Origin of the sequence: Synechococcus sp. FACHB-909 (assembly GCF_014698945.1) — a bacterium.
Lineage (GTDB): Bacteria > Cyanobacteriota > Cyanobacteriia > PCC-6307 > Cyanobiaceae > Cyanobium.
The window spans coordinates 161,375-188,080 of the sequence record NZ_JACJTY010000005.1; the positions used below are offsets into that span (position 1 = coordinate 161,375).

At 66.6% G+C, this 26,706-nt stretch carries 41 protein-coding genes; 13 read left to right on the forward strand and 28 right to left on the reverse strand.

Going from position 1 to position 26,706, the window contains the following annotated elements:
• Window positions 1-23: 23 nt before the first annotated feature.
• Window positions 24-917: an ion channel gene (locus H6G99_RS09850; protein ID WP_190611332.1), complete on the forward strand. Its 894-nt coding sequence runs from the start codon at window positions 24-26 to the stop codon at window positions 915-917.
• A gap of 30 nt (window positions 918-947) precedes the next feature.
• Here H6G99_RS09850 and petC read toward each other — a convergent pair whose 3' ends face one another.
• The 4 genes from petC to psbA (H6G99_RS09870) all read right to left on the reverse strand — a co-directional run bounded on the left by petC (window position 948) and on the right by psbA (H6G99_RS09870) (window position 3,947).
• Window positions 948-1,496 carry a cytochrome b6-f complex iron-sulfur subunit gene (gene petC, locus H6G99_RS09855; RefSeq protein WP_190611333.1) on the reverse strand — a complete coding sequence of 183 codons (549 nt, stop codon included), beginning with the start codon at window positions 1,494-1,496 and terminating at the stop codon, window positions 948-950.
• A 70-nt stretch (window positions 1,497-1,566) separates the two neighbouring features.
• Entirely contained in the window at window positions 1,567-2,211 is a 645-nt protein-coding gene (locus tag H6G99_RS09860; RefSeq protein ID WP_190611335.1) for a Tll0287-like domain-containing protein, read from the reverse strand.
• 4 nt (window positions 2,212-2,215) lie between these two features.
• Entirely contained in the window at window positions 2,216-2,686 is a 471-nt protein-coding gene (locus H6G99_RS09865; RefSeq protein ID WP_190611336.1) for a DUF4079 domain-containing protein, read from the reverse strand.
• Between the two features lie 181 nt (window positions 2,687-2,867).
• The gene (gene psbA / locus H6G99_RS09870) at window positions 2,868-3,947 is read right to left on the reverse strand and encodes a photosystem II q(b) protein (RefSeq protein ID WP_190611338.1); all 1,080 of its coding nucleotides are present in this window, start codon (window positions 3,945-3,947) and stop codon (window positions 2,868-2,870) included.
• A gap of 243 nt (window positions 3,948-4,190) precedes the next feature.
• Between psbA (H6G99_RS09870) and H6G99_RS09875 the strand changes: the two genes are divergently transcribed.
• The 4 genes from H6G99_RS09875 to H6G99_RS09890 all read left to right on the forward strand — a co-directional run bounded on the left by H6G99_RS09875 (window position 4,191) and on the right by H6G99_RS09890 (window position 7,167).
• Complete coding sequence (locus H6G99_RS09875) at window positions 4,191-4,625, forward strand: DUF3122 domain-containing protein (protein ID WP_286191091.1); 435 nt, start codon at window positions 4,191-4,193, stop codon at window positions 4,623-4,625.
• Window positions 4,626-5,228: 603 nt separating this feature from the next.
• The gene (locus H6G99_RS09880; RefSeq protein ID WP_190611339.1) at window positions 5,229-5,900 is read left to right on the forward strand and encodes a methyltransferase domain-containing protein; all 672 of its coding nucleotides are present in this window, start codon (window positions 5,229-5,231) and stop codon (window positions 5,898-5,900) included.
• Window positions 5,894-6,430 (forward strand): methyltransferase, encoded by a 537-nt coding sequence (locus H6G99_RS09885; protein WP_353617214.1) that lies wholly within the window; start codon window positions 5,894-5,896, stop codon window positions 6,428-6,430. Before H6G99_RS09880 ends, H6G99_RS09885 begins: the two co-directional genes overlap by 7 nt.
• A 269-nt stretch (window positions 6,431-6,699) precedes the next feature.
• Window positions 6,700-7,167 (forward strand): hypothetical protein, encoded by a 468-nt coding sequence (locus H6G99_RS09890; RefSeq protein ID WP_190611341.1) that lies wholly within the window; start codon window positions 6,700-6,702, stop codon window positions 7,165-7,167.
• Window positions 7,168-7,177: 10 nt separating this feature from the next.
• Here the strand turns inward: H6G99_RS09890 and H6G99_RS09895 are convergent, their stop codons facing one another.
• The 5 genes from H6G99_RS09895 to H6G99_RS09915 all read right to left on the reverse strand — a co-directional run bounded on the left by H6G99_RS09895 (window position 7,178) and on the right by H6G99_RS09915 (window position 11,920).
• Window positions 7,178-8,317 (reverse strand): glutaredoxin family protein, encoded by a 1,140-nt coding sequence (locus H6G99_RS09895; protein WP_199297106.1) that lies wholly within the window; start codon window positions 8,315-8,317, stop codon window positions 7,178-7,180.
• 24 nt (window positions 8,318-8,341) lie between these two features.
• Entirely contained in the window at window positions 8,342-8,779 is a 438-nt protein-coding gene (locus H6G99_RS09900; RefSeq protein ID WP_190611343.1) for a hypothetical protein, read from the reverse strand.
• Window positions 8,780-8,943: 164 nt separating this feature from the next.
• Window positions 8,944-9,447, reverse strand: coding sequence for a rhodanese-like domain-containing protein (locus H6G99_RS09905; protein WP_190611344.1), 504 nt, complete (start codon window positions 9,445-9,447; stop codon window positions 8,944-8,946).
• Between the two features lie 56 nt (window positions 9,448-9,503).
• Entirely contained in the window at window positions 9,504-10,505 is a 1,002-nt protein-coding gene (cydB, locus tag H6G99_RS09910; protein WP_190611345.1) for a cytochrome d ubiquinol oxidase subunit II, read from the reverse strand.
• 2 nt (window positions 10,506-10,507) lie between these two features.
• Window positions 10,508-11,920, reverse strand: a complete 1,413-nt coding sequence (locus H6G99_RS09915) for a cytochrome ubiquinol oxidase subunit I (protein WP_190611346.1) — start codon at window positions 11,918-11,920, stop codon at window positions 10,508-10,510.
• Window positions 11,921-12,149: 229 nt separating this feature from the next.
• Here H6G99_RS09915 and H6G99_RS09920 point away from each other — a divergent pair, with 229 nt between their 5' ends.
• The gene (locus H6G99_RS09920; protein ID WP_190611348.1) at window positions 12,150-12,575 is read left to right on the forward strand and encodes a DUF3122 domain-containing protein; all 426 of its coding nucleotides are present in this window, start codon (window positions 12,150-12,152) and stop codon (window positions 12,573-12,575) included.
• A gap of 99 nt (window positions 12,576-12,674) precedes the next feature.
• Here H6G99_RS09920 and H6G99_RS09925 read toward each other — a convergent pair whose 3' ends face one another.
• Window positions 12,675-12,845, reverse strand: a complete 171-nt coding sequence (locus H6G99_RS09925; protein ID WP_190611349.1) for a hypothetical protein — start codon at window positions 12,843-12,845, stop codon at window positions 12,675-12,677.
• Between H6G99_RS09925 and H6G99_RS16585 the strand changes: the two genes are divergently transcribed.
• Window positions 12,826-13,038: a class I SAM-dependent methyltransferase gene (locus tag H6G99_RS16585; RefSeq protein ID WP_353617215.1), complete on the forward strand. Its 213-nt coding sequence runs from the start codon at window positions 12,826-12,828 to the stop codon at window positions 13,036-13,038. The genes H6G99_RS09925 and H6G99_RS16585 overlap by 20 nt on opposite strands.
• Window positions 13,039-13,098: 60 nt before the next feature.
• A complete protein-coding gene (locus H6G99_RS16590; protein ID WP_353617220.1) occupies window positions 13,099-13,503 on the forward strand; it encodes a class I SAM-dependent methyltransferase in 405 nt (134 codons plus the stop codon).
• Here the strand turns inward: H6G99_RS16590 and H6G99_RS09935 are convergent.
• The 3 genes from H6G99_RS09935 to pdxH are packed head-to-tail and all read right to left on the reverse strand — an operon-like array spanning window position 13,409 to window position 15,830.
• A complete protein-coding gene (locus tag H6G99_RS09935) occupies window positions 13,409-13,960 on the reverse strand; it encodes a rhodanese-like domain-containing protein (RefSeq protein ID WP_190611350.1) in 552 nt (183 codons plus the stop codon). The genes H6G99_RS16590 and H6G99_RS09935 overlap by 95 nt on opposite strands.
• A gap of 50 nt (window positions 13,961-14,010) precedes the next feature.
• A complete protein-coding gene (locus tag H6G99_RS09940; RefSeq protein ID WP_190611352.1) occupies window positions 14,011-15,132 on the reverse strand; it encodes an MBL fold metallo-hydrolase in 1,122 nt (373 codons plus the stop codon).
• Window positions 15,133-15,176: 44 nt separating this feature from the next.
• Window positions 15,177-15,830 (reverse strand): pyridoxamine 5'-phosphate oxidase, encoded by a 654-nt coding sequence (pdxH, locus tag H6G99_RS09945; protein ID WP_190611353.1) that lies wholly within the window; start codon window positions 15,828-15,830, stop codon window positions 15,177-15,179.
• Between the two features lie 100 nt (window positions 15,831-15,930).
• On the opposite strand from pdxH, the gene H6G99_RS09950 reads away from it, so the two are divergent.
• Window positions 15,931-16,140 (forward strand): antitoxin MazE family protein, encoded by a 210-nt coding sequence (locus tag H6G99_RS09950; protein ID WP_190611354.1) that lies wholly within the window; start codon window positions 15,931-15,933, stop codon window positions 16,138-16,140.
• A gap of 216 nt (window positions 16,141-16,356) precedes the next feature.
• Here H6G99_RS09950 and H6G99_RS09955 read toward each other — a convergent pair whose 3' ends face one another.
• The 3 genes from H6G99_RS09955 to H6G99_RS09965 all read right to left on the reverse strand — a co-directional run bounded on the left by H6G99_RS09955 (window position 16,357) and on the right by H6G99_RS09965 (window position 17,720).
• Window positions 16,357-16,515: a ribbon-helix-helix domain-containing protein gene (locus H6G99_RS09955; protein WP_190611356.1), complete on the reverse strand. Its 159-nt coding sequence runs from the start codon at window positions 16,513-16,515 to the stop codon at window positions 16,357-16,359.
• Between the two features lie 405 nt (window positions 16,516-16,920).
• The gene (locus H6G99_RS09960; RefSeq protein WP_190611357.1) at window positions 16,921-17,439 is read right to left on the reverse strand and encodes a GNAT family N-acetyltransferase; all 519 of its coding nucleotides are present in this window, start codon (window positions 17,437-17,439) and stop codon (window positions 16,921-16,923) included.
• Complete coding sequence (locus H6G99_RS09965; protein ID WP_094585876.1) at window positions 17,436-17,720, reverse strand: type II toxin-antitoxin system TacA family antitoxin; 285 nt, start codon at window positions 17,718-17,720, stop codon at window positions 17,436-17,438. The genes H6G99_RS09960 and H6G99_RS09965 overlap by 4 nt, the downstream gene beginning before the upstream one ends.
• 93 nt (window positions 17,721-17,813) lie before the next feature.
• Here H6G99_RS09965 and H6G99_RS09970 point away from each other — a divergent pair, with 93 nt between their 5' ends.
• Window positions 17,814-18,182 (forward strand): hypothetical protein, encoded by a 369-nt coding sequence (locus tag H6G99_RS09970; RefSeq protein WP_190611359.1) that lies wholly within the window; start codon window positions 17,814-17,816, stop codon window positions 18,180-18,182.
• Window positions 18,183-18,200: 18 nt separating this feature from the next.
• Here the strand turns inward: H6G99_RS09970 and H6G99_RS16395 are convergent, their stop codons facing one another.
• The 6 genes from H6G99_RS16395 to psbA (H6G99_RS10000) all read right to left on the reverse strand — a co-directional run bounded on the left by H6G99_RS16395 (window position 18,201) and on the right by psbA (H6G99_RS10000) (window position 21,472).
• On the reverse strand, window positions 18,201-18,344 hold the full coding sequence (locus H6G99_RS16395) for a PIN domain-containing protein (RefSeq protein WP_286191092.1): 144 nt from the start codon (window positions 18,342-18,344) through the stop codon (window positions 18,201-18,203).
• Window positions 18,345-18,558: 214 nt separating this feature from the next.
• Complete coding sequence (locus H6G99_RS09980; protein WP_190611360.1) at window positions 18,559-18,807, reverse strand: FitA-like ribbon-helix-helix domain-containing protein; 249 nt, start codon at window positions 18,805-18,807, stop codon at window positions 18,559-18,561.
• 199 nt (window positions 18,808-19,006) lie between these two features.
• Window positions 19,007-19,408 (reverse strand): PIN domain-containing protein, encoded by a 402-nt coding sequence (locus tag H6G99_RS09985; protein WP_190611364.1) that lies wholly within the window; start codon window positions 19,406-19,408, stop codon window positions 19,007-19,009.
• Window positions 19,408-19,638 carry an AbrB/MazE/SpoVT family DNA-binding domain-containing protein gene (locus tag H6G99_RS09990; RefSeq protein ID WP_094585872.1) on the reverse strand — a complete coding sequence of 77 codons (231 nt, stop codon included), beginning with the start codon at window positions 19,636-19,638 and terminating at the stop codon, window positions 19,408-19,410. Before H6G99_RS09990 ends, H6G99_RS09985 begins: the two co-directional genes overlap by 1 nt.
• A gap of 112 nt (window positions 19,639-19,750) precedes the next feature.
• Entirely contained in the window at window positions 19,751-20,284 is a 534-nt protein-coding gene (locus H6G99_RS09995) for a cytochrome b/b6 domain-containing protein (protein ID WP_094585871.1), read from the reverse strand.
• A gap of 108 nt (window positions 20,285-20,392) precedes the next feature.
• Complete coding sequence (gene psbA, locus H6G99_RS10000) at window positions 20,393-21,472, reverse strand: photosystem II q(b) protein (protein ID WP_190611365.1); 1,080 nt, start codon at window positions 21,470-21,472, stop codon at window positions 20,393-20,395.
• A gap of 127 nt (window positions 21,473-21,599) precedes the next feature.
• Between psbA (H6G99_RS10000) and H6G99_RS10005 the strand changes: the two genes are divergently transcribed.
• On the forward strand, window positions 21,600-22,127 hold the full coding sequence (locus H6G99_RS10005) for a DUF3122 domain-containing protein (protein WP_286191093.1): 528 nt from the start codon (window positions 21,600-21,602) through the stop codon (window positions 22,125-22,127).
• A 22-nt stretch (window positions 22,128-22,149) separates the two neighbouring features.
• Here H6G99_RS10005 and H6G99_RS10010 read toward each other — a convergent pair whose 3' ends face one another.
• Complete coding sequence (locus H6G99_RS10010) at window positions 22,150-22,341, reverse strand: Thivi_2564 family membrane protein (protein WP_190611366.1); 192 nt, start codon at window positions 22,339-22,341, stop codon at window positions 22,150-22,152.
• Window positions 22,342-22,524: 183 nt separating this feature from the next.
• On the opposite strand from H6G99_RS10010, the gene H6G99_RS10015 reads away from it, so the two are divergent.
• Window positions 22,525-23,331, forward strand: a complete 807-nt coding sequence (locus H6G99_RS10015; RefSeq protein WP_190611368.1) for a sigma-70 family RNA polymerase sigma factor — start codon at window positions 22,525-22,527, stop codon at window positions 23,329-23,331.
• A gap of 19 nt (window positions 23,332-23,350) precedes the next feature.
• Here the strand turns inward: H6G99_RS10015 and H6G99_RS10020 are convergent, their stop codons facing one another.
• Entirely contained in the window at window positions 23,351-23,497 is a 147-nt protein-coding gene (locus H6G99_RS10020) for a lmo0937 family membrane protein (protein WP_143594130.1), read from the reverse strand.
• A 64-nt stretch (window positions 23,498-23,561) separates the two neighbouring features.
• Complete coding sequence (locus H6G99_RS10025; protein ID WP_286191094.1) at window positions 23,562-23,888, reverse strand: CsbD family protein; 327 nt, start codon at window positions 23,886-23,888, stop codon at window positions 23,562-23,564.
• A gap of 235 nt (window positions 23,889-24,123) precedes the next feature.
• Here H6G99_RS10025 and H6G99_RS10030 point away from each other — a divergent pair, with 235 nt between their 5' ends.
• Complete coding sequence (locus tag H6G99_RS10030; RefSeq protein WP_190611369.1) at window positions 24,124-24,699, forward strand: TMEM175 family protein; 576 nt, start codon at window positions 24,124-24,126, stop codon at window positions 24,697-24,699.
• A 13-nt stretch (window positions 24,700-24,712) separates the two neighbouring features.
• Here H6G99_RS10030 and H6G99_RS10035 read toward each other — a convergent pair whose 3' ends face one another.
• From H6G99_RS10035 to H6G99_RS10045, 3 genes are all read right to left on the reverse strand, one after another.
• A complete protein-coding gene (locus H6G99_RS10035; protein WP_094585866.1) occupies window positions 24,713-24,988 on the reverse strand; it encodes an MSMEG_0570 family nitrogen starvation response protein in 276 nt (91 codons plus the stop codon).
• 61 nt (window positions 24,989-25,049) lie between these two features.
• Window positions 25,050-26,048 carry a sll0787 family AIR synthase-like protein gene (locus tag H6G99_RS10040; protein ID WP_190611371.1) on the reverse strand — a complete coding sequence of 333 codons (999 nt, stop codon included), beginning with the start codon at window positions 26,046-26,048 and terminating at the stop codon, window positions 25,050-25,052.
• Window positions 26,045-26,698 carry an MSMEG_0567/Sll0786 family nitrogen starvation N-acetyltransferase gene (locus tag H6G99_RS10045; RefSeq protein ID WP_190611372.1) on the reverse strand — a complete coding sequence of 218 codons (654 nt, stop codon included), beginning with the start codon at window positions 26,696-26,698 and terminating at the stop codon, window positions 26,045-26,047. The genes H6G99_RS10040 and H6G99_RS10045 overlap by 4 nt, the downstream gene beginning before the upstream one ends.
• Window positions 26,699-26,706: the final 8 nt, after the last annotated feature.

The following is a 26,706-nucleotide window of genomic DNA, read 5'->3' on the forward strand; positions in this document are numbered from 1 at the left end:
TTGAAACCTCGCCGGTCGCGTCGATGCCTCCAGCTCCGCTGCGGCTGCAGAAGCATGGGGGCATCTTCACTGCGGTGAACCCCTCCGACTGGCTGCGGCACTGGCGCCACCCCAATCACCTGATGCTGGCGGTGCCCTGGCCCGGTTTCTTCGGGCTGATCGCCGCAGGGTATCTGCTGCTCAACCTGCTGTTCGCCCTTCTCTACTGGCTCGATCCCCATGGCATTGCCGGGGTGGCTGGCGAGACCACCAGTTTCCTCGAGGCCTTCTTCTTCAGCGTTCAGACCCTGGGCTCAATCGGCTATGGCGCTTTCCATCCCAGCAGCCTGTTCACCCATCTGGTCGTCACCGTCGAATCGTTGCTGGGACTGATCGTGATCGCCCTGACGACGGGGATGGCGTTCAGTCGCTTCTCCCGTTCCACGGCCCGGATCCTGTTCTCGGAGGTGGCCACCGTGCACGACTACGACGGCCAGCCCACCTTGATGTTTCGCCTGGCCAACGAACGCCGCAAGACCATCCTGGAGGCCACGGTTCAGGCCTATCTCGCCATCGATGAGCGCACGACAGAGGGCCATCGGATGCGGCGTCTGCACCCGCTGGCCCTGAACCGCGATCGCTCCCCGCTGTTTCTGCTCACCTGGACGCTGATGCATCCGATCAATGACCGCAGCCCGCTGCGGGGGCGAACAGCCCGGGATCTGGCCGCTGGCGAGGCCGAGATCCTGGTGTCCTTCCGCGGCATTGACGAAACCCTGGAGCGACCGATCTATGCCCATCACAACTACCCCATCTCCCGGGTGTTGTTCGGTCAGGCCTTCGTGGACATGATGCAGGCGGAGGATGACGAGGGCCAACGTTTCGAGTCCGCCAATTTCAACAGGACCCACCTCTGCCCATCCATTGAGCCGTCCTGAGTGGCTGGAGCCAGCTTCCTGACGCTCAGCTCAGCTCCACCAGGGCTTCTCGCCGGTTCGGGGATCGCTCTCGCTCCAGGTGCTGAGCAGGACCCGTTCGTCCTCCACGGCCACATGGGCCAGGGCCAGGGGCAGCGGGGCGGGACCGCGGACCACGGCCCCCTCGGGGTCGTACTGGCTTCCGTGGCAGGGGCAGATGAACTTGTTTTCACCGCTGTTCCAGGGGACCACGCAGCCCAGATGCGTGCAGATGGCGTTGAGGCCGATGGCGCCGATGGCGCCCTCTCCTTCAACGATCAGATAGGTGGGATCGCCCTTGAGGCCCTGCACCAGGCTGCGGTCGCCTTCGCTATGGCTGGCCAGCCAGCCGCTGGCCGCGATCGGATTGCCGAGCTCGTCGAGGGCAAGGGCACCACCCGATGAGCCAGCCTCCCGTGGAGGCATGAAGTAGCGCGCCACCGGATAGAGGGCGCCGAGCGCCACCCCGGAGACGGCACCGAAGGTGAGCAGGTTCATGAACTGGCGACGCCCCAGGCTGGGGACCTCGTCGCTGGACGGAAGCGCGGGAATGAAGGTCATGGCTCAGGAACGTCCGATCCACTTATGAGGTGATACGCATACTGTAGAAAGATCTTGGCAGTGGCGTGGCTCAGCCCGCCGCGGCGGCGAGTGCTGCCTCAACCTCCGGCAGGTGCACGGCATACATGCCCCGCAGGTCACCCACCTTGAAGTCGAAGGCCTTGTCGTCGGGGTAGTTGGCCTTGATGAACGCCGGCCGACTGGTCTTGGTGCCGTGGCAGGCCAGGCAGCTGGGCTCGATGTTGATGCGGCGGTAGTAGTTCAGGCCGGCGCCCTGGTCTGCCACGGCCGGCTCCCAGAGCCCGTTGATCTCAGGGTGTCGGCTGAACAGATCGATCACTTGGCGCTCCTGAGCGTTGGCGGGGGCATGGTCGGGGTTGCGGTATTTGCTGGCCACCTGGCGCACCTGCCAGCCGTTTTCCTTGCCGATGGCGATGGCCCGCATGCCCACCGGCTTGCACACCTCCTTCATCGTTTCGATGGTGGGCTCCTCGGTGCGGCCCTCAAGGGTGGAGGCCAGGGAGATGCGCATCTGATCGAGCTGCTCCATCGCCACAACGGCCTTGGAGAGTGCTGCCGAATCGACCGGCGGCGAGGCCTCCGCTGCCAGGGCGGTACCCGGCCGGGCCGTCAACAGCCCAACGCCGACCAGCATCAGGAGCAGGGTTGAGAGGGCCAGCCGTGCCAGCCGCTGGAGAGGAGTGGTGAACGTCATCGGATCAGGTGCCAAGAGAGGTTGGTGATGCCGCTGAACTCAGCAGCTTCTGGACAATGGCGATGCCAGTGGTGGCTTGCCAGCCGAACAGCAGCAGCACTCCCCCGTTGATGGCCACGTGCAGGCCCCGGGCCCAGTCCTTGCCCTTCTGGAGGGAAGGGCCCAGGGAGGCCGTGGCGATCACCAGCACGGCAACGGCAAGACCGACAAACAGGTGGGGGCCGATGATCAGCTTGCCGTTCTTGAGGAAGGTGGCAGCCATGCCACCGGCGGCGCCCAGCAGGGTGAGGCCCAGGATCACCGCACCGAGTTGGGCATGACGCTGGCCGTAGTGCAGGGGAACCAGCGCCTTGCGTTCCTCGGCGCTCACCTTGCGGATCAAGCTGGCCTTGTAGCCGAGGTAGCCCGAGTAGAGCATCAGGCCCAGCAGCACCCACATCAGCAGCGGGTGGACGAAGTTCAGGGCGAAGGGCATGGGACCTCGGGAACGAAAGGGATCCGCGAAGGCGGCATCATTTCAAGCCTTGCCAGGTTGCCCATCGGCGAAGGGGGAGGGAATCAGGAGATTCAAAAGGGCCCGGATCGCTCCAGGCCCCAGGGTGGCGGCTCAGTCCATGGAGCGAAGCAGGGTCGGCTGGGCGGGATTCAAAGTCCCACTAACCGATCGCAGGCGCCGTGAGAGCCACGGGGGTGCTGGCGGTGGCCGCCAGATCGAGGGGGAAGTTGTGGGTGTTGCGCTCGTGGATGGCTTCGATGCCCAGGCCGCCGCGGTTGAGGATGTCGGCCCAGGTGTTGATCACCCGGCCCCGGTGATCGAGCACGGAGTGGTTGAAGTTCAAGCCGTTCACATTGAAGGAGAAGCTGATCACCGCCAGGGTGGCGAACCAGATTCCCACCACCGGCCAGGCGGCCAGGAAGAAGTGCAGGCTGCGGCTGTTGTTGAAGGAGGCGTACTGGAAGATCAGCCGGCCGAAATAGCCGTGGGCGGCCACGATGTTGTAGGTCTCCTCCTCCTGGCCGAACTTGTAGCCCCGGTTCTGGGACTCGGTTTCGGTGGTCTCCCGCACCAGGGAGCTGGTGACGAGCGAGCCGTGCATGGCGGAGAACAGTGCGCCGCCGAACACTCCGGCCACGCCGAGCATGTGGAAGGGGTGCATGAGCACGTTGTGCTCCGCCTGCAGCACCAGCATGAAGTTGAAGGTGCCGGAGATGCCCAGGGGCATGGGATCGGAGAAGGAACCCTGGCCGATGGCATACACCAGCAGCACGGCGGTGGCGGCACCCACCGGGGCGCTGTAGGCCACGGCAATCCAGGGGCGCATCCCCAGGCGGTAGCTGAGTTCCCATTCACGGCCCATCCAGCAGAAGATGCCGATCAGGAAGTGGAAGATGATCAGCTGGTAGGGGCCGCCGTTGTACAGCCACTCGTCGAGGCTGGCGGCTTCCCAGATGGGGTAGAAGTGCAGGCCGATGGCGTTGCTCGATGGCACGACGGCGGCGGTGATGATGTTGTTGCCGTAGAGGAGGCTGCCAGCGATCGGTTCGCGGATGCCGTCGATGTCGACGGGGGGAGCGGCGATGAAGGCGATCACGAAGCAGACGGTGGCAGCCAGCAAGGTCGGGATCATCAGCACGCCGAACCAGCCCACGTAGAGGCGGTTCTCGGTGCTGGTCACCCAGTCCTTGAAGCTGTTCCATGGGTTGCTCCAGGAACGCTTGAGGATGGTTGTCGTCATGGCGAGGAATGAGGACGGGACTGGGGAGAGCCGCGAAGGCGAGGGCGGGCCATCGTGGTGGATGGCCAACCAAGCGCCGACTCTTCCCAATACAACAGTAGCATTGAAGCCTTCTATGACGCGAGAGGCGTTATGAGCATTCTTTCTCAAAGGGCTGGTGCGGGTTTCCGCCCAGCTGCGCACCGGCTGCATCGACCCAACTGGCGGCCCGTCTTCGCCGCTGCTCTGCTTGCCCTGACCCTGATGCTGCTGCCGCTCCAGGCCCAGGCAGCAGCCGATCCACAGCGCTGGACCCTCACGGATTCCTCGGGTCGTTCCTGGGGCCTGACCCTGTTCGAGCAACCTGATCCCGCCTACCCAGCCGGCTGGCGAGTGCGCCTGACTGCCCGCTCACCCGGGCAGATAGTCGATCACCAAAGGCCACTGCTCTTGAGCGATGGCCTCGGCGGCGCCTGGGAGCTGCCGAACCGCAGTGAGGAACTGGTGCGACAGGGGGAGGAGGTGATCCCCGAATCCTCGGCCCAGTTCGACGCCAAAGGCCTGGACCCCAGGCCCAGCGACGTGCTGCCGCTGCAGCTGGAGGTGCCAACCGACAATCCAGAGGCCACGGTCATGGTCATGCTGCAACCTGAAGTGGTGCAGGCGCTCCATGAGCTGCCGCCGAACCTTGCAACCTGACTGGGTTGGGCTTCCGCCTCGTTGGTCCTGTGTCTTGGCGTTCCTTTTGCCGCAGGACCCCCAACTGGCAGCTAGCCAGTCCGCTGGGCCGGACCCGTCCACCAAGGCGGCCTGCCCTGACAAGTGAAACCGGCCAGGTTGCCGAGCTGCGCGGGCAGCAGTTGCAGCGGCTTTTCGGGGGCGAAAGCTCACACTGGATCCGCTGGGGCCCACGGGACCGTTCTCCTGGGGCCTGCTCCTGGCCGGGCTGTTGCTTCAGTAGGCACGGACAGCCCGGCACCCTGCTCGGCGTGATCACCTGCAGCCGCGGGCGAACGCGGCCCAGCTCAGGGGGTGTCCCGCCACGGCCCAGTGAGCAAAGTTCGTCGGGCATGCCTACAACTCCTCGTCGCCATTCCCTCTCGTACCTCATCTCTCCAAAGCTCTCGCAAAAGCTGCGGCTGCCCCCTGACCTGAAGCCCATGGATAGCTGCGCAGATGCACCTCTAGGGAGTGCCCCATGCTCAGCGCCACACTCCCCGGATCGATCCCCTGCTGATGGTCCCGCAGGCTGTAGCCATGCTGCTCAAGACATGTTGCGATTGAACGGGGCAAGCTGGAGGCATGAGTCCTTCCAGCCAGAGCCCCATCGCCGATGCGAGCCGCTGGGACCAGCGCTACCAGGAAGGCCGTGACGGCTGGGAGCTGGGCCAGCCCGCCCCACCGCTGGCCCAGCTCCTGCGCAGCCATCCGCTGGCGCCCCAGTCGCCGGGCAGGGTGCTGGTGCCTGGCTGCGGACGCGGCCATGAGGTCGCCCTGCTGGAAGACCTCGGCTTCTTGGCCATCGGCCTGGATTTCAGTGGCGAGGCTTTGCGCGAGGCCCGCAGGCTCCATGGCGAGGACCGCGCCGGCCTGCAGTGGCTGCAGGCCGACCTGTTCGACCGGCAGGCCCTGGAGGCGGCGGGCCTGACCCCCGGCAGCCTCAGCGGAATCGTGGAGCACACCTGCTTCTGCGCCATCGATCCCGGCCTGCGGGAGGACTACATCGCCACCGCCAGCCGACTGCTGGCACCAGGCGGCTGGCTGCTGGGGCTGTTCTGGTGTCACCGCCAGCAGGGCGGCCCGCCCTGGGGCAGTGACCCGGAGGCGTTGGAAACCCAGCTGCGCCAGGCAGGGCTGGTGCCGGAGATCTGGGAACCGGCCACCGGGTCGGTGGATAAGCGCAACGACGAGTGGCTGGGCCTGTGGCGCCAGCCAGGCCCACCCCCTTCACCTGAGGAGATCGAACCGTGCTGAGCCAACTGAACGAACGCATGCAGAAGTGGGGCTTCTCCTGGGAGGGTCTGCGGGACAACCGCCACGGCGAGTGGTGGGTATTGGCGCAGATGATCCTGATCGCCGCCCACTGGCTGCCGCCAACGCCTCCCCCCTCGGCTCTGGGGATTCACTGGCCCCTGGCGCTGCGCGTGATCGGCGGGCTCACCGTCCTGATCGGCCTGGTCCTCGGCGCCCAGGGGGCCCTGAACCTCGGTGACAGTCTCAGTCCGCTGCCGGAGCCGATGCCCGGTGCGCCCTTGATCACCCAGGGGGCCTACGGCCGTTGCCGCCATCCCCTCTACCAGTCGTTGCTGCTCTGTTCCCTGGGGGTGACCCTGGCCCTCGGCAGCCTGCTGCACCTTGGCCTGCTGCTGGCGCTGGCGTCCGTACTCAGCCTCAAGGCACGACGTGAGGAGCAGCGCCTGTGTTCCATGCACAGCGGCTATGCCGACTACATGACATCGACCCCGGCGATCGTTCCCTTTCTGCCCGGCCTCGATTGGCGGTAGCCCTGGCTCTCACTGATGCGGGCGTTGAGCAGGGAATGTCCACTGGCTGCAGCCTTGGTTCATTCGGATCGGGATGTCCCCCTTGCTGTTTGGGTGGAAACCGCAATACATACTTGATTCCTGTCTGGCGTCGTGTTGTCCAGATCAGCACTGCAAATTCGTACAACCGGCAGAAAAGCCTTGTCTGCTGATATGTCATTAGTTTGCGTGGTTTATTCGTGATTGCCTTCTATGCCTAGGGTGTAGATGAGACGTTCGTTTATAGGCTAATGAGCTATGCTGCGATCGCGAATTCCATCGCCAAGCCTCTCACGGCAAGGCTGGCCATGGCTGGCGTGACAACTCTTATCTGTGCAGGAACCTTCTCTGCAGCCTTGGCTGGCCCTGTCATTCCCAGCATGATCGGCACATGGACAGTTGAAGGAAAGGGGGCCGTGCTCTGCAAAGTCGAAGCATCGAGATGCAAGACTCATCATCATGGTGATTTCAGTGATCTCAATGCCGTTGCTCAAATCACCAAGCAACAGGGTCGAGTTTTCCACGGAGTCTTCAAATCCAAGTACGCAACGGAGAAGTTTGTCGGCACGCTCGGCCATGACAATGCCACCATGTACATTGTCGATGAGGATGGATTTTCGGATGGCAAGATCATCAGTCCCAACCAGATTCAGGTTGTTTATCGTCACACCTCCGATCTCGATTCCGTCGTCGACATTGGTACCTGGACCCGCCGCTGAGTGAGCCTGTTCAGAACAGCCAGCCGGGCCGAAGCACCAGAAGCAGGCCCAGGGCCACCATCACGACACCACTGATGAGCTTCAGCCACCGGCCCGTGCCTTCGGTGAGTTTGTTGCTGCTCAGCGCCAGCACGGCGAAACCGACCAGCAGGGCGTCGTCGGCGATGTAGCCCACGATGTAGAGGCCCAGGTAGCCGTAATGGGCAGCCGCAGCAAGGTTCTGTTGACTGAGCACAGCTGTGTAGACCGCCGGCAGCCCGGCGGTGCAGAGCAGCTCCACCGCGTTCACCACCACCGCCAGGGCCGCCACCGCGGCCAGCGCTGCCGGCAGGGACTGACTCTGCATAACCCCGCGCATGCGCGCATAGAGACCCGGCTTGGCACTGGCGGGAATCGAGAGGGTGAAGTTCGGACCCTTGCGCCAGAACTCGCCCAGATTCACCACCCCCAGCACCAGGGCCAGGGATCCAAGCAGGAGCCGCAGCCAGGCGGTGAAGCCCAGCAGCAGGAAGACGTTCAGCCAGGCCGCCATGAAGGCGTAATAGACGGCCCCGCTCACGACCACAAAGGTGCCGGCCACCAGGGCCATGCGCCGCCGGTCACGCCAGTGCACCAGCAGCGAGAGCAGAAACAGCAGCACCCACATCGCGCAGGGGTTGAAGCCATCCAGCAGCCCCATGGCCAGGGTGAAGATCGGCAGGCCGAGCGCCGTGGCGCTGATGCTGCCGAAGCGGCCAAGGTTCACGTTGCCGGAGGCACGCTCCCGTCGATCGATCAAGTCGAGCAGTTCCCTGCCGCGGCCCTCGGCGTCATCGAAACCCACAAGCACCTGGCCTGCGAGGACGAACGTGGGCACCCCAGGGGCACCAATACCGGCCTGTCGGGAGTAGCGCATCAGGTCGTCGATCGCGGCGGGATCGGATTCGAGCGGCCGCAGACGCACCTGAATCTCCGGGCGTCGCTTCTGCAGCTCGGGGAGGAAGGCCTTGGCGGCGGCGCAGTGGGGGCAGCCCTCGCGCACGAAGACCTGAAGTTCCGCTCCCCCCACGCCGGGCTGGGCAGGGGCCAGCGAAGGGGTGAGCGCCAGCAGCAGGCCGAGCACCATTCCAAGCATCGGCGTCAGCAGCCAGCCTTTCCGAGGACTGCGCATCGTTTCCTCGTCAACGTGACCGAGTCATGGGGTCTGTCGCCACCAGCGCCAGGCCTCCACGTTGATCAGCAGCCCGAAGACCGTGAGGGCCACCATCAGCACGATCTGATCGAGGCGGGCATCGGGCACCAGGATGTCGGCGATGAGATGGGGGACGTTGGTGACCGAATAGACGACGCTGAACCAGAAGTGGATTCGCCGCCAGGGCCGCCAGTGCGTGTCCGGACCGACCGTGGTGGCGGCGTAGGCGATCAGCACAATCGCAATCAGCGGCAGCAGAAAGTAGCCGAGCATCGCCCCGAACAGCAGGGGTAGGGCCCCCTCCTGCACATGGCTGTGGATCTCCGGCGACTGACCATGGAACAGGGGCATCAGGCCCAGGTCCACGTGGAAGAGCATCGCCAGCAGCCAGGCGATCCAGAGCGTGATCAGCCGCAGGGCCTGGTTGATCGACGGGTTCATCGGCCTGGAGGCTTGTTCCTTCAGTGTGCGAAGCAAGCCCGCCTGGGCCTTGCGATCTTGGTGGTTCTTTGCGGATGGATCGATGCGTTGCAGCCAGGCCGGCGCGGCGTGAGTGCTGCCGAAGACGCCGGCCACCATCAGCACCCCGCCAGCAACCCCCAGGCCTACGCGCCTTCTGTGGCCACCACGGGCTCACCAGCCGCCTTCCAGCCTTCGATGCTGGGTGCAAAGCCCTTCACCTGGTGGCGGCCCTCCAGCTGCAGCGCCATCACTCCCATGGCAGAGCGAAAGCCACTGGAGCAATAGAGCACCACCTCTCGCTCTGGGGAAATCTCAGCCACGTGGTGGCTGAGATCGTTCAACGGTCTGTTGATGGCTCCGGGAATGTGTCCCGCCCGGTACTCGGCAGGGGTCCTCACGTCAATCAGCGACACGTTGCCGCTGGCGAGCAGGCGCTTCAAGGCTGGGACCGATCGAATCGCGTGAAAATCACCCGGCAGGTTGGAGAGGTACTGCTCCACTGCGGCGTCAATGGCAGCTGCTTCGCCTGCAGCAACCGTGGTATCCGGAGGGGCGATCGTGGTAGCCGCAGCGGCACCCTGAGGCGCTGAGATCAGCAGGCAGAGGGCAAGGGCGACCCCCAGCAGGAGCGAGCGAAGGCGAGACATATGGGGTTTCGATACATCCTAGGGGGATTGATCGTGCTGGTGGTCAGCGGTTTTCCCTATTCGGCACTCACCTTGCCTCGAAAGGCGATGTAGTTGTAGATGTTGTAGAAGAGCATGATGGGAATCAGCACACCGATGAACGTCAGCATGAACACCATCGAACTTACCGACGACGACGCCTGAAAAATCGTGACCGACGGCGGAATCACCGCCGGAAACACCATCACTCCCAGGCCAGCGAAGCTGAGGATGAACAGAAGTACGGTGTACACGAAGGGCCATAACTCCTGCTGCATCGCCAGGCTGCGGAACAGTTGAACAATCAGGGCGACACCCAGCAGCGGCAATATAACAAAGAAGGGCAGGAACGCAGGATCAAACAGGCGCTGCCGCAGCGTTTCCGATGCGAACGGTGCCGTGAAGGTGATCAGCAGGGCTCCTCCCAGGGTGGTGGCAGCCGCCAGGCGAGCGGTGCGCACGTGCAACCGCTGCAGCTCACCACTGGTTTTGAGGATCAAGTAGGTGGAGCCGATCAACACGTAGCCCTGGATAAGCGTGAGAGCCACCACCAGACTGCTGGGGTTCACCCAGATCCAGACGGAGCCTGTGAAGTGTCCTGCGGCATCGGTGGGGATGCCCGAGAGCACCGTGCCCAGACAGATGCCCTGGGAACCAGCGGCCAGAACGCTGCCAATACCGAACATCAGGTTCCAAGGGCGCTTGTTGGTGGCGTTTTCGCGAAACTCGAAGGCGACGGCCCGCAGGATCAGCCCCAGGATCATCAGGTAGATGGGGCCGTAGAGGGCCTTGAGGATGGTGCCATAGGCCAGGGGAAAGGCTCCGAACAAGGCGCCGCCCATCAGGACGAGCCAGGTTTCATTGGCATCCCACACATTGCCGAGGCTCGTCATCAGGATCGTGCGCTGGGATTCGCTGGGGGAGGTGAGCGAGAGGATGCCCACCCCCAGATCAAAACCATCGAGGATCACATAGAGCAGCAGGAACAGGGCCAGGATCACAAACCAGACCGTGGGCATGAACCATTCGAGGAACTCCATGGTCAGGCGCTCGCCGATGGGTCGGAAAGAATCACGGCGGTGGCAAGGCCAGGGGGCGGCTCAAGGGTGAGATTCGGTCCCTTGGCGATGATCCGGGAGCCGAAACAAAGCGCGAACACCAGCAACACTGTGTAAATCACAGCGAACACACTCAAGCTGGTGAGGACCTCGCCCGCCGGCAGCACCGAGGCGGCATCGGCGGTCCGCAGCTGGCCGTAGACCGTCCAGGGCTGGCGGCCCACGCAACGCACCACCCAGCCAGATTCAATCGCCAGGTAGCCGGCCGGGGCTGAAAGGATCCAGGCCCAGCTGAACCAGGGCCACTGGGCGAAGCTGGCGGCGCTCAGGCCGCCTCGCCACCAGAGCAGCAGGCTGAGGGCCATCAGGGCCGCCGCAGCCAGGCCGATCGCCACCATCACCCGGAAGGCATAGAAGAGCAGACCCACCATGTGGGGCCGCTGGTCGGCGGGCCAGCTGTTGAGCCCACGCAGCGGTTGGCTGAGCTGCGGCCGCGTCTCCAGGATCCAGCTGAAGGCGCCAGGCACCGACAGACTCCAGCGGTTGCTGCCGCTGGCCTCATCGGGGGAAGCCAGCACCGTCCAGGCCGGGGAGCTGCCGGCGGCCTGGTCGTCCCAGAGGGCCTCGATCGCGGCCAGCTTGGTGGGCTGATGCTCGGCCACCTGCACGGCGCTTTCGTGGCCGGCCAGGATCTGCAGCGGCGCCACCGCCAGCAGGATCACCAGCGCCAGCTTGAAGGAAAACAGGAAGAACTCCGGTGCCTTCTGGCGCATCAGCGACCAGGCACTGATCGCTGCCACCACCAGTATGGAGGTTTCCACTGTGGCCAGGGCCATGTGAATCACACTCCTCACCATGAAGGGGTTGTTGATGGCGGCGAAGTAGTTCTGCACATGAAAATGGCCCTCGGAAAAAGTGCCGCCCGACGGAGTCTGCAGCCAGGAGTTGGCGCTGAGGATCCAGAACACCGAGAGGTTGGCGCCGAAGGCCACCATCACGGTGGAGAGGAAGTGGATCACCGGCGGCACTTTCTGCCAGCCGAACAACATGATCCCGAGGAATCCGGCTTCGAGCATGAAGGCCATCGCCCCCTCGAAGCCCAGCACCGACCCGAAAAAATCGCCGGCGAACTCGGACAGTGGCGCCCAGTTGGTGCCGAACTGGAACTCCATCGGCAGACCTGAGGCCACACCGATGCCGAAATTGAGCACGTAGAGCTTCGCCCAGAAGCGGGCCTGCCGGTAGTAAAGGGGGTTGCGTGTGCGCAGCCAGATGGCTTCCAGCACCACCAGATAGATCGCCAGGCCGGTGGAGAGCACAGGCCAGAGCATGTGAAAGATCGCCGTCAGAGCGAACTGCAGCCGTGACAGGGTTACGACATCGAACGTGGCAAGCATCAGCAGGCAGCGCGTGAGGGAGTGCCGAGACCTGACCGGGCGGGGAAATGGACCACGGCCAGGAGCGGAGTGGACAGGGGGAAGGCCTTGAATCTCGCTATGATGTTATCGACATAGAAGCTAAAGCAACATGAATATGACAATTTGTTTCGAGCGGCTTGGACGTCGCTGGCGCCAGGGGCTAATCAGCCTCTTGGCTGTCCTCTTGGCTGTCCTCTTGGCTGTCCTCTTGGCTGTCCTGTTGGCTTCCCTGGTGCTGGTTGCCCCGGCAGCGGCAGTCGACAGCTGGCCACTGAGCGATGAAGCCGGACACCGCGTCCAGGCCTCAGTCTTCGAGCAACCCTTTCCCGAGTACAACAGCGGCTGGCGCCTGCGCCTCAACGCACTCGGGGCCGGCATTGAGCTGAACCACGCCGACGCCCTGCAGGTCAGCGACACCATGGGTCAGCGCTGGACCCTGGTGAACAGGAGCGAGGAAATCGTGCCTCCAGATGGCACGCCCATTCCCGCTGGTTCGGCCCAGTTCGACCTTGAGGCCCTCACCCCCCGTCCCAGCGACGCCCTGCCCCTGCGCCTCACACTGACCAGCAGTGCCGGGCCGCTGCGCATCGATCTCACCCCCGAACAAACCCTGACCCTGCACAATCTGGCCTGAACCGAACTCTCCGGAGAATCGCCCCAGGAACGTTGAGCGGCTTGATCGGCGGCCTTGTTCGTGCCGCGGATCGACCAGATCGAAGGTTTGCGCAAGGATTCAGCCCAGGGAGGTGATGTCGATGCGCTTGCGCACCCCGTCGGGCAGGTTGCGGGAGATAGGGCAGAGCTTCATGCGCTCCTGCATGTAGGCGATGGCGTCAGCAACGGCGAGGCCCCGTTCCTGCTCGGAGGCGGCGGCATCCAGGCGGATGCGGAAGTCATCCTCCATACCGGCAACCACCGCTGAGCCAGGCCACTGGGACCAGCGCTACCGGCAGGGCACGGACGGCTGGGAACTGGGCCGGCCGGCTCCGCCGCTGGAGAAGTTTCTGCGCAGCCATCCGCTGGCCCCACGGCCGCCGGGGACAGTGCTGGTGCCGGGCTGCGGCTGCGGCCGCGGCCATGAGACTGGCCTGCTCTAGCAGCTCGGCTTCAGCGTTATCGGCCTGGATTTCAGCGGCGAGGCCGTGGCCGAAGCGCGGGTGTGGCACGGCCCTGAGCAGGCCCGCCTGCGCTGGCTGCAGGCCGACCTGTTCGACCAGCAGGCCCTGGAGGCGGGGGGTCTGGAGCCCGGAAGCCTGACGGGGATCGTGGAGCACACCTGCTTCTGTGCCATCGATCCGGGCCGCCGCGACGCCTACATCGCCACCGTCTGTCGGCTGCTGGCGCCGGGCGGCTGGCTGCTGGGGCTGTTCTGGTGCCACCGCAAGCCTGGTGGCCGAGCTCTGGGAGCCGGCCACCGGATCGGTGGACCAGCGCCCGGACGAATGGCTGGGCCTGTGGCGCCGGAGCTCAGCCCCGGGCTGAGCCGAGCGACACCCGGTTCCAGGGCATCACGGCCAGCAGCCGGGCCATGCCGCAGAAGCCGGAGATGCCAGCGAAGGTGAGCCCGGCGCCCACGAAGCCACTCAGCCAGATCCAGCCGGGGGCCACGGCCTGGCTCAGGATCACCCCCAGCAGCACAAGGCTGCCGGCGACGATCTGCACCTGGCGCATCAGCGGCAGCGGCGCCCCCTTGAGCTTGCGCACCGGGAAGCCGGCCTGCTGCCAGGCGGGCACGCCACCGAGGAGGTCGGCGACGGGGTGGGGATGGCCCTGACCGAGCAGCTGGGCGAGGCCCTTGGCGCTGCGGTTGCCGCTCTGGCAGACCAGCACCAGCGGGCCGCGGGGCAGGTCGGCCTGGGCCAGCCGGGAGAGGGGCACGTTGAGGCTGCCGGCGATGTGGCCGGTGACGAACTCCATCGGCTCGCGCACATCGATCACGGTGACCTCACCGGTCGCCAGCTGGTCGGCGAGGTCGTGGGCGCTGATGCGGCTGGGGGTGGCTGTGGTGGTGGTGGTCATGGTCGGAGGGGACGGGAGAAGGAAGGGGATGGAATTCATTGGGCAGCGCTTCAGGCCTGGATCACGCCCTCCAGGGGGAAGCCCTCGGCGGCCCAGCGGCTCAGGCCGCCGTGGAGGTTGGCGACCTGCTGGCGGCCGGCCTTGAGCAGCTGCTGGGTGGCCAGGGCCGAGCGGCTGCCCGAATGGCAGACCACCACCAGCGGGCGACCTGAGGGGATCTCGCCGGAGCGGCTCTCCAGCTCCGGCAGGGGGATCAGCAGGCTGCCGGCCACGCGCCCGTCGGGCCCGTCGAACTCCTCGGCGGAGCGCACATCCAGCACGGTGACATCGCCGCGGTGGGCGGCCACCCAGGCCGGGCTGAGTTCGGGCAGCCCGGCATAGCTGCGGGCCATGGGCGCCCAGGCGGGCGCGGCGCTGGCGTCGCGGGGCTTGCCGGAGCGCATGTTGCCCGGCAGGGCCTGGGCGATCCGGTGGGGATGGGGCAGGCGCATGTTCTCCATGTGGCCCACGAAGTCCCGCTCCGTGGCGTTGCCGCCGAGGCGGGCGTTGAAGGCCTTCTCCTCGGTGACGGAGGTGACGCTGCGGCCGGTGTAGTCGTGCCCGGGGTAGAGCAGGCAGTGGTCGGGGAGGGTGAGGATCTGCCCGGTGATCGAGGCCCAGAGGGTGTGGGCGTTGCCCTGCTGAAAGTCGCAGCGGCCGCAGCCGCGCACCAGCAGGGCGTCGCCGGTGAAGGCCATCGTGTGGTCGTCGAGGACGAAGGTGAGGCAGCCGTCGGTGTGGCCGGGGGTGGCGCGCACCTCCACATGGCGGCCGCCGAAGAGGACGCGATCGCCGTGCTTCAGGGGGCGGGTGACGTTCTCGGCGCCGACGCTGGCCGCCAGGCCGATGGCGCAGCCGGTGGCCTCGTGCATCAGCCAGCTGCCGGTCACGTGGTCGGCATGGGCGTGGGTGTCGATCGCGGCCACCAGCTCGAGGCCCAGTTCCCGGATCAGCGCCAGGTCGCGGTCGTGCCGCTCGAAGACCGAATCGATCAGCAGGGCCCTGCGGCTGGCCACCTCCGCCAGCAGATAGGTGAAGGTGCCGGTGTCGGCATCGAACAGCTGGCGGAACAGCAGCGGCTCACCCCCGGCGGCAGCGAGGAGGGACAGGGAGGGCGCAGGCGCGACAGTCATGGGTGCTCGGGCATCAAGTGCTATGAGCATAGCCGCATAATGCCTCAGGGCGCCAGCCGCTCGATGGTCCAGGCCCCGCCGTCAGGCCGGTAGCGGAAGCGATCGTGCAGGCGGTTGGTGCGGCCCTGCCAGAACTCGAACTCGAACGGCACCACCCGCAGGCCGCCCCAGGCCGGCGGCAGCGGCACCTCGCCATCGGCGAAGCGGCGCTTCATGGCGTCCCACTGCATCTCCAGGATCGAGCGGGAGCCGATCACGGTGCTCTGCTGCGACACCCAGGCCCCCAGCCGGCTGCCGACGGGGCGCGAGAGGAAGTAGGCCAGCGACTCGGCGGCGCTGATCCGCTCGGCCCGGCCCAGGATGGCCACCTGCCGCTCCAGCCCATACCAGGGAAACAGCAGGCTCACCTCCGGGTGGGCGGCGATCTCGCTGGCCTTGCGGCTCTCGTAGTGGGTGAAGAAGACGAAGCCCCGTTCGTCGAAGGCCTTGAGCAGCACGGTGCGGGCGCTGGGGCGCACGCCATCGCTGGTGCCCAGCACCATGGCGTTGGGCTCGTCCAGAGCGGCGGCCACCGCCTGATCGAACCAGCGGCGGAACTGCGCCACCGGATCCTCCGCCAGATCGCCCCGCCGCAGGTCCTGGAGCCGGTAGTCGCGGCGCAGCTGGGCGGGATCGGTGGGGGTGGCTGGATCGCTCATGGCCCGCCGTCTCGCGGCGTCGTGCATGCCCCAGCCTGGGGCCTGCGGCGCCGTGGGTCAGCCCTCCTATCGTGTTAGGTGTGACCGCAGGTGGGTCTCCATGGATCCAGCGACGGACTGCGGCGCCCGCCAGCGGTTGCGATCCCAGGGGTTGCGGCCGATCCAGATCTGGGTGCCCGACGTGCGGTCACCCCGGTTCGCCTCCGAGGCCCGTCGCCAGAGCCTTCTGGCCAATGCCGGCCCCCTGGAGGCCGAAGACCAGGCCTTTGTGGACGCCATCTCCATCTGGCCGGATCAGGTTCAGCAATGAATCGTGGTGAGATCTGGACCGTGGCGGGCAGGCCGGCTGCTGCTGGCCAGCTCACCACACTGCCTCGCGCATGGCTGGGTCGAAGGATCGGAATCCTCGATGACGCGCTTCTGGTGCGGCTGAATCGCTCCATCCTGGTCTTCTTGGGCCTGGCCCGCTGATCGTTTTCGGGGAAGGCATGGCCACACGTCTGGGTTGCGGCGTCGACCACCAGCCTCACGCCACCAGGTGGAAGACGTCGTCATCGTTGAAGACCCCCTGGGCCTCGGCGTACGGAGCCATGGCGGCCCGGACCAGATCGCTGCGCGAGATCCCCTCTGCGGCCGTGACTTGGTCGAGCGCGTCCATGCGATCCGCCGGCAGGCTGATGGACATGATTTCACGCATGGCACCGAAAGGATGGACTGAGCTTTCCGGCATCACTGGATTCTGATCACCAGCAACTCCTCGCTGACATCGAGGCCGCTGATCTGTGGAGCTCAGTCACGGGCTTGAAAGACCAGCGGATCAATTTTCGCGATTCCAGCGATGACCTCCAGACCATCTGATCTGCCGCGCTTTACAAGTCTTTGAACGTCTCTGTTTCCTGCTCAGCGCCTTCACGCTCACTGCAGTGGATCACTCCCTCGCGTCCGCAGTGCCGAACAACGATCCCGATGATCTCACCTTCGTAGGCATGGCAAAGAGCCTCTGCAGGGAACCTGGCCAGTTCCTCAATCAGGCTTTTCACGGTTCTCATTCGCGGAATCCGTTCTTTGATCTCTACTGAGCGTAGGGAACTCACCCCAGCGTCCGCAGGATGTCCTTCATCAGCAGCACCAGATGCAAGGGGTCAGTGGGGGACGGCTCAAACTCTGGAATCAGATGCAGATAGAACGCCCTGGCTGATGCGCTCTCGGCATGGACGAGCAGTCCCCGACAACCCACTTCGGAGCCGATCTGGGCTGTACGGCTGATCACATCCGCCAATAGAGCGGCACCGAGGCCTCGCCCTTCATGGTCAAGGTCGACACCGAGCCGGGCCAGCAGGGCAACGGGCTGGGGATAGCGGCCGGCACCCTTCCGCAGCCGTTGCGGAGCCTGGGCAGGAGTGGTGCTGGCCATGCACCAGGCGTAGTAAGCCACCACATCACTGCCGCCGACTTCGTTGACCACGAACACCCTGCTGGTGCCTCCACGGGCATGGGCCTGGCGAGCGTGCTGCCTCAACCAGATCGTTTGCTCTTCTGATCGACATTCGAAACCGTCGAGGCGATCGGCGGCGGTCAGCAGGCGGGGCGACAGGTAATCGGCGCTCACCCCTGGAATGGTGAGGGCCGATCCATCAACTCGCGCAGGCCCTTCAGCGACCGTGCCGGTCGTTGGTTGATGCGCTCCCAGGCGTCGAGCGCCTCGGGGTCAAGGCGGAAGCCTTCGCGGTCGGCAAGCACCTGCTGGGCGGCCAGGCGCAGATGGGTGATCACGAATCCCGTGAGATCGGTGCCGGAAGCGGCAACTGCCCGATCAATCAGTTGGCGGTCTTCCGCCGTGGCCCGAACTTCCAGGCGCCGATCACGGGCGCGTGTGGGGGCGGTGTCCATCGGCCGGCCTCTTTGTACGTCCATCGTACGGCCAGAACCATTCCTTGGTTGTGAGACACCGGTGGCACTTCCCTGTGCAGCCGCCCCAGCCCCTTGGCCACCCGCGCCGTCTACTCGTTCACTGGCTTTCCCGACGTGCCGGAGCGCCACCTTTATCTGCACCACGACGGCTACCCCACCGGCGCCGCCTGGCGCTTCGCCACGGCCCTGCGCCAGGGGACGGAGCCGGAGGCCTTCGCGGCGGCGTTCCTGGCCAGCCAGCCCGGCGCCGAACCCCTGGCCGCCCCTGCCCAGGCCGCCGATGCCGAGTACCGCTACCGGGTGCAGCTGCTGGCCGGCGGCGGCGCGCTGCAGGTGGCCTGCTGGCGGCGGCTGCCGGGCGGCACCACCTGGCAGCCCCGCTGCGGGCCGATGGCCCTGGAGCTGTTCATCCGGCGCTTCCTGCCCGGGGATCCGCCCTGAGCTGTTGTTGTGCCCGTGTCAGGGCATGGCGTGCTCCAACGGGCTCGCCAGCGTGGGGAAAGCCCGCAGCAGTTGGCGATCGGAGGTGATCAGGCGGGTCTGGAGTGCCAGGGCGGCCGCCACGAACTCACAGTCGTAGGCGCTGCAGTCGCTCGCCTCCACCCATGCAACAACGCTTCCGCCTGGCCCTGGAGCCTCAGCACCTGCTGGTGATCCAGCTGCCCGCATCTCAGGTAGCCGCTGAGCACGTTGCGCAGCTCGCTGCGCCAGAGCACCGGAGCGGCCCATTCAGGGTCGTGAAGCAGCAGCGCCTCAGCCTTCTCGGTCTGGGGGCCTGGCAGCAACAGAGTGGCCACCACGTTGGTGTCCACCACGATCACGGGCGGCCCTCGCGCTTGAAGGCATCGATGTGGTCGGGCGTGAACGCCGCTTCCGTCGGCAGGCTGCGGCGCAGGGCCCGGATCTGCTCCAGTCGCTCGGCGGCCGTGATGGCCTGGGGCGGAAGGGCTGCCTCCAGGCACACGATCGCTTCGTTGTTGAGGCTGCGGCGATGCTGCCTGGCCGCATGCTTCAGGCGGCCGTAGAGGTCGTCGGGGAGATTCTTGAGGGTGAGGCTCCTGGCCATGGCCGTTGCCGGGGCACCGGCAACCATTCTGCAACCGAAACGGTGGCACCTGATCCTCCGTCGCACGGACTTCAAGACGCCGATCAGGGGTTGGGGATGCCAGCGGATTCGATCGGCCCTGAGATACCGATGGCCCTGGAGCGGTTCATCCGCCGCTTCCTGCCAGGTGAGCCGCTTGGATCAGGCCGTTGTGGTGGCCTCAGCCCAGCCAGTCCTGGGGAAGGTGGGCCAGGGAGCGGAATTCAGGATCCTTGTGCACCAGCACCGCCCCCTCCTGCTCAGCGGCGGCGGCGATCCAGGCATCGGCCACGGAGAGGGGATGGGTGGCCTTGATGGCCGCCGCCCGGTCCAGCAGGGCGTCACTGGCCGCCACCCAATCCAGGGGCAGGGAGCGCAGCTGGGCGTCGGCGAGGCGGGCGACCCGTTCGCCTTCGTCCTTCCACACCCGGTAGAGCAACTCCATGCGGCTCATGAAGCACACCAGGCAGGTGTCCTGGCGGGCCTGGGAGCGCTGGAGCAGTTCCGCGACGCGTTCCGCGCCGGTTTCGTTGTCGCGCAGGGCCAGCAGGGCGGAGGTGTCAAGCAGCCAGCGGCCGGCCATCAGGCCTCCTGCTGGCGGTCGTGGCGGCGTTCGGCGAGCAGACGGGTGGTGGCGCCTCCGGCGCCGGAGCCGCGGAAGGCGGTGATGGGATCCAGGGCAACGGGAACCACACGGATGGTCCCGTCGCCCTCCACGATCCATTCCAACCGCGTGGACGGACCCAGCTGGAAGCGTTCGCGGATCGGGGCCGGAACCACCGTCTGGCCGCGGGCGGTGATGGTGCTGCGCATCGCCTGAATTACTGCTGTTGAGTCATCGTAATTCAGTTGGCCTTGACCGGATGAGGAAGGGATAGCCACGCACGCCCACGGCCACCTGAGACACATCCCCGGGGCCGGACGTTCAGCCCCCCCGCTTCAGAAACCGCCGCACCTGGCCGGGCCAGTCGCCGGGCAGATCGCCCGGCCGCAGGGTCGTGCTGGCCATCGAGGCCAGCAGCGGCGTCCCCCCCAGCCGCAGACTCTCGCCCACATGCAGCACCACGGCCAGGCCGATCAGCAGCCAGGCCACCAGGTGCAGGCTGTAGGCCAGGTGGTGCAGCTGGCCGTCCCGCAGCCAGTCCTCCTGCATCAGCTTGCCGGTGGCCACCGCCAGCACCAGGGCCCCCAGGGCCATGGCGTTGGTGATGCGCTTCAGGCGCGGCCGGCCCAGGGTGAGGGCGTAGGCGGCGAAGACCAGGCCCAGGGGCAGCAGCAGGAAGCCCGCCTGGCCGTGCAGGTCGATCCAGCTGCCGGGCGGGGTGAAGGGCAGCCGCCCCCAGCGCCCGTCATAGCGGCTGTAGACGAACAGCCCGCTCAGCCAGGCGGCCAGCACCAGCAACGCCGTGACCCCGTGGGTCAGCCGCAGCAGGGAGGGTTGGTAGGGGGGGCGGGCCATCGCGTCAGCCGGCGGAGATCAATAGCGTGTCACGGCAAAAGGGCCCGGATCGCTCCGGGCCCGGCAGGGGCTCAGGGCGCCGATGGCTGGGCGGGGTTCAAAGCCCCACTAACCGATCGACGGCGCCGTGAGGGCCACGGGGGTGCTGGCGGCGGCCGCCAGATCGAGGGGGAAGTTGTGCACGTTGCGCTCGTGCATCGCCTCGATGCCCAGGCCGCCGCGGTTGAGAATGTCGGCCCAGGTGTCGACCACGCGGCCCTGGTGATCCAGGATCGAGTGGTTGAAGTTCAGCCCGTTGAGGTTGAACGAAAAGCTCACCACCGCAAGAGCCGCGAACCAGATCCCCACCACCGGCCAGGCGGCCAGAAGGAAATGGAGGCTGCGGCTGTTGTTGAAGGAGGCGTACTGGAAGATCAGCCGGCCGAAGTAGCCGTGGGCGGCCACGATGTTGTAGGTCTCCTCCTCCTGGCCGAACTTGTAGCCCCGGTTCTGGGACTCGGTCTCGGTGGTCTCCCGCACCAGGGAGCTGGTGACGAGCGAGCCGTGCATGGCGGAGAACAGGGCGCCGCCGAAGATGCCCACCACCCCGAGCATGTGGAAGGGGTGCATGAGCACGTTGTGCTCGGCCTGCAGCACCAGCATGAAGTTGAAGGTGCCGGAGATGCCCAGGGGCATGGCATCGGAGAAGGAGCCCTGGCCGATGGCGTAGATCAGCAGCACGGCGGTGGCGGCGGCCACCGGGGCGGAGTAGGCCACGGCGATCCAGGGGCGCATGCCCAGGCGGTAGCTGAGCTCCCACTCCCGGCCCATCCAGCAGAAGATGCCGATCAGGAAGTGGAAGATGATCAGCTGGTAGGGGCCGCCGTTGTAGAGCCACTCGTCGAGGCTGGCGGCTTCCCAGATGGGGTAGAAGTGCAGGCCGATGGCGTTGCTCGAGGGCACGACGGCGGCGGTGATGATGTTGTTGCCGTAGAGCAGGCCGCCGGAGACGGGCTCGCGGATGCCGTCGATGTCGACGGGCGGGGCGCCGATGAAGGCGATGACGAAGCAGACGGTGGCCGTGAGCAGGGTGGGGATCATCAGTACGCCGAACCAGCCCACGTAGAGGCGGTTCTCGGTGCTGGTGACCCAATTCTTGAAGCGATCCCAGGGATGGACCCCGGAACGCGACAGGGTGGTGAGAGTCATGGCAGGACATCCGAAGATGGACAGACCGGGAGCGAAGGGCGGCGAGATCGCCTTGCGGCCATGTCGCTTGCCGCTGCCGGACGATAAAACGATAACGTTGAATGATCCCCGATCGGGGCTGCTCCCCATGCGTGCTTCTGCTCAACCTGTTTCGGGCTCCCCCGGCAGCGGCGTGCGGCCCTGGCTGGCGTCGTTGGCGGCCCTGCTCCTGGTGCTGCTGCTGACCCTGGCGCCCGGCCTGGCCCGGGCCGACGACGGCCAGCGCTGGAGCCTGCGCGACCGGGGCGACAACCGCTGGTCGATGAGGATCTTCGAGCAGCCCGATCCCGCCTACCCCAGCGGCGAGCGCCTGCGCCTCAGCGCCCTCACCCCGGGCATCGCCGTCGACCACAGCCGGCCCCTGCTGCTCAGCGACGGCGTCGGCGGCTCCTGGACCCTGGCCAACCGCAGTGAGGAGCTGGTGGCGGTCGGGGCCGGGGCCCTGCCCGACAGTTCGGCCCAGTTCGACATGGCCGACCTGCTGCCCCGCCCGAGCGACGCCCTGCCCCTGGTGCTCAGCCTGCCCCTGGCGGGAGAGGAGTCGGCGGAGCTGGTGCTGGGCCCGGAGGAGACCCAGGCCCTGCACGCGATGCCCAGCGCCGTGGTCGACGGCTGAGGCTGCCGGCGGCGGCCGTTCGTCAGCGGCCGATTCGGATGGTGCGCAGTGAATCCATCAGACCCAGGATGTTGAGGAGCCACACCACAACGGCGACCACCACGACAATGTTCAGGATGCGTTTGATCTTCCCGTCCATGGGGATGTAGTTGTTGACGAGCCACAGCAGAACCCCGACGACGATCAGGGTGATGATGAGCGAAATCAGCGTCATGGTGCGTTCTCCTGTGGGTTGCAACGGATACAAAAATCAGGCTATATCTCCATCGGTCTATGCATCTGGATGCTGCAGATCTGCCGCAGAACCGAATGTCGATCGTGACGATGTCTCTGTCATTCCTAAACTCGTAGGTGCCCCTCTTTTCTGGTTGCCATGTCAGATTGTTTTGGGGACTATTTGCGCAGCATCGGTCGTATCCCCCTGCTGACGCCCGCCGAGGAATTGCATCTCGGCGCCCTGGTGCAGGACTGGCGCTCCCAGTCGGCCCCGGCCCCCAGCGAGGATCGGCAAGGCCGCCGGGCCTTTGCCCGCATGGTCACGGGCAACCTGCGCCTGGTGGTGTCGCTCTGCAAGCAGCAGCACAACCGCATCCGCCAGATGCATCTGGATCCGATGGATGTTGTGCAGGCCGGCAACCTCGGCCTGATCCATGCGGTGGAGCGCTTCCTGCCCGAGCGCGGCTACAGGTTCTCCACCTACGGCTCCTGGTGGATCCGCCAGGCGGTGCACCGCCATCTCCAGGAAACGGCCGGTCTGATCCGGATCCCGCCCCAGATGGCGGCCCTGGCCCGCAAGGTGCATGCCCTGCGCCAAGCCTCCCCGGAGCCCCTGACGCTGGCCTCGATCGGCGTCCAGCTGGGGGAGAGCCCGAGACGGCTGGAGACCGTGCTTCAGGCCTCCCACGACCTGCAGACCCTCTCCCTCGACCAGACCCTGGGCAGCACCGACGGGGAGGTGAGCCTGACGGATCTGATCGGCGATCCCAGCGAGCCCGGCCTTCAGGACGATTACCTGTGGCTGCACCGTGCCCTGCTCCAGTTGTCCCCTCTGGAGCGCCGGGTGCTGCGTCTTCGCTATGCCGGCGCCGATTCCCCGTCGCTGGCGAAGATCGGCGAGGGCATCGGCCTGTCCAAGCACAAGGTGCAGCATCTGGAGCGCAAGGCCCTGTTGAAGATGCGGCGATGTCTGGCCGAGGAAGCCTGATCCGTGCGCCGAGGGTCTGTCATACGGTCCGACCACTGATCAGTCGGGCCGCAATCACGATCAGGGCAATGACCAGAAGCAGATGGATCAGGCCGCCCATGGTGTAAGACGTCACCAATCCGAGCAGCCAGAGAATCACCAGAATGACGGCGAGTGATTCCAGCATGGGGTCCTCCTTTCAATGGTGATGCGTTGGTGACGCGTCAGGGACGCGTAGGTGAATGGGCCGGTTACTTGATCTTGTCGGCCAGTTTGTCGGCGGCATCACTGGCCTTGCGGGCCGCGGCCTTGGTGCCATCCTTGACGGCTTCGGCCGTGTTCATGGCGGAGGCCTGAACCTGCTTGGCTTTGCCCTTGATCTGTTGGCCTGTATCGCCGGTGACTTCGCCATAGGCGGATTGCATCTTGCCTTCGGCTTCCTTGGCTTTGGCGGACATCTTGTCTGTCATGGCGGCGATGGTGATGGGGGTGAGTGAGGGGGCATGGCTGGCCATGGCCGTGGCTGGCCACTGGATCATCAGGGAGACAACCAGGGCGGCCATGGAGGCCAGCGTCAACAGGCGTCTGCGGATGCGACATCTCATCGGATCTTGCTTCGAGGTGGTCACCCCTTCTCTACGGAGCGCGGAGCCCCGCGAAGATTTCTTTTCTCCCCATCTGCGGCGGCAGGAGGCGGCACCTCCCACCTGTTGAGTGGTGCCAGGCTGTCTGGACGATGTAGCGATTCATGTCCTTTCTGCAGCACTCTGCGTCGTTTCTGCCATAAGCAGCCAGATCTACTCACGGGCCCCCATGAACACCACCCGCCTGGAGGCCTTCAGCGACGGTGTGCTGGCCATCGTCATCACGATCATGGTGCTGGAGATCAAGGTGCCCCACGACACCCAACCGGCGGCCCTGGTGCCCCTGATCCCCGTCTTCCTGAGCTATCTGCTGAGCTTCATCTATATCGGCATCTACTGGAACAACCACCACCACATGCTGCACACCCTGCAGCGTGTCAGCGGCCCGGTGCTGCTGGCCAACCTGCATCTGCTGTTCTGGTTGTCGCTGGTGCCCTTCGCCACCGGCTGGATGGGCCAGAACCACCGGGCGATCGCTCCTGCGTTCCTCTATGGCGCCGTGATGGTGATGGCGGCCCTCGCCTATTTCATCCTTCAGGGCCGGATCATCGCCAGCCAGGGCCCCGACTCCCTGCTGCGCCGGGCCGTGGGCCGCGACTGGAAGGGACACACCTCCCTGAGCCTCTATCTGGTGGCGATGCTGGCCAGCCTGCGCTCTCCGGCCGTTGGCCAGGCCGTCTATGCGCTGGTGGCCCTGATGTGGCTGGTCCCCGATCGGCGCATCGAGCGGGTGCTCTCCGACTAGCCGGTCCGGCCAACTAGGCGGCCTGGACGCTCACCAGCTCTTCGGCAGCGAAGGCTGCCGCCTGCTCCAGCAGGCGCCGTTCCTCCTCATCGGCCCGGGTGCAGGCGAAGCCGTAGCGGGCCCGCACCCGCTCGGAGGCCTGCCGCAGCGCCAAGGTCCCCTTGGTGCGCAGCTCCGCCACCGTCACGGTCTGGCCCGGGGCGAGGTGCTCGAGGATCACCGTGGACGGGGAATAGAGGCGGCTCCTGCCCCCATCCGGCCATTCCAGCGTCAGCTCCACTTCCGGCATGGCGCCTCCCACCACCCATTGGGGTCATTGTGCGCCGGGGCCGTCCCCACTGCGGTGACGATCACGACAGCGCCCCGAAACCCGTGAGCGGCTCCTCACCGCGCCAGATCGTCTCCTGCCGGCCCCCCGCCTCCAGCACCAGCCTGCGTTCGTCGCTGAACGTGCCCAGCCGCGCCAGCAGCAGCCCGCCGCAGGCGGCCACCCGCTCCGCCAGCCGCCCCTCCTGATCGGGGCGGGCGGCCAGCAGGAAGCCGAAGCTGGGGAAGCAGGTGAGCCAGGGCTCCAGCGCCACCCCATCGGGGGGCTGGATCGCCGCCAGATCCAGGCGCAGGCCGCAGCCCGCCGCTTCGCAGAACATGGCGGCGGTGCCCACCAGGCCGCCCATGCTGATGTCCTTGGCGGCATGGACGCTGGCGTCGGCCGCCAGTTCCGCCATCAGGGCTAGCTGGCGCCGCAGCCGGGCCGGTTCGGCGTCGGTGGCCGCATCCCAGCAGAGGGAGGCGCCGCGGAAGCCGCCGTTGGGGTCGATCAGCAGGTGGCAGTGGTCGCCGGGACGGGCGGCGCGGGCCGAGAGCACCGTGCCGGCGGCCGTGCCCAGCACCGCCACCGCCAGGGCGTCGTAGGGGCTGTGCAGGTTGGTGTGGCCCCCCACCACCGGCACCCCGAACACCTCCGAGGCCCGGCGCAGGCCCGCCAGGATCGGTTCCGCCCGGGCGGGGCTGCGGCACCAGAGGCTGTTCACCACCGCGATCGGGGTGCCGCCCATGGCGGCGATGTCGCTGAGGTTCACCAGCACCCCGCACCAGCCCGCGAACCAGGGGTCGTTGGCCACCAGGGCCGGGTCGAGGCCCTCACTGGCCAGCAGCAGCGGCGTGGCCACCGCCGGCAGCAGGGCGGCATCGTCGCCGAGGGCGGCGGCGGGCCCCAGGGCGGGGAAGGGCTGGTGGGGGAAGGTGGCCGCCGGGGACTGGATGTCGGTCTTGCCGGTGAGGCCGCTGAGCTGGCGCAGCCGGGCGGCCAGGGCCGCCAGATCAGGATCCTGCGGCCCGGGACGACTCACGCCGCCGCCACCCCCGCCACCTCGCCCGCCGCCAGGGGGCGCCGCTCCAGGCCGGGCTGGTAATAGGAGAGATCGGCCTCCATCAGGTGGTGGGGCAGGCCGCGGATCTCCAGGGTGTCGATGGAGGTCCAGTGCAGGCGCTGGAAGAAGCGCACGTTCTGGAGCTGCACCGTGGCCAGGAAGCGATCGCAGCCCCAGCCGTTGGCCGTTGTCACCGCCTTCCAGATCAGGCCCTTGCCGATCTGGTTGTGGCGGCGGTGGTCGCCGTGCACCCCGAGCCGGCCGCCGTACCAGAGGCGGGGCCGCTCCTCCAGGATCCGCACCACCCCAATCACGCCGCTGCCACTGCCGGCGCTGTGGTCGAGGGCGGCGATGGGATAGGCGTGGCCATCCTTCTCATCCCGGTCGGAGTCTTCGAACAGGTGCTGCTCCTGGCAGAAGATGGCGCTGCGCAGCTGCCAGTAGCCCTCCTCCAGGGGCGTGCCGCGCCGCAGCAGATGGAAGGAGAAGCGCTGGGAGCTGGCCGTGGGCGAGAGCCGGAAGTCCTCGGCCTCGATCGCCACCCCCCGCCGCACCGAGGGGGTGAAGGCGGCCGGCGCCGAGCTGGCGCTGCGGCCGATGTCGTGGCTGGAGGGGTCGATGAAGAACATGGCCGCGC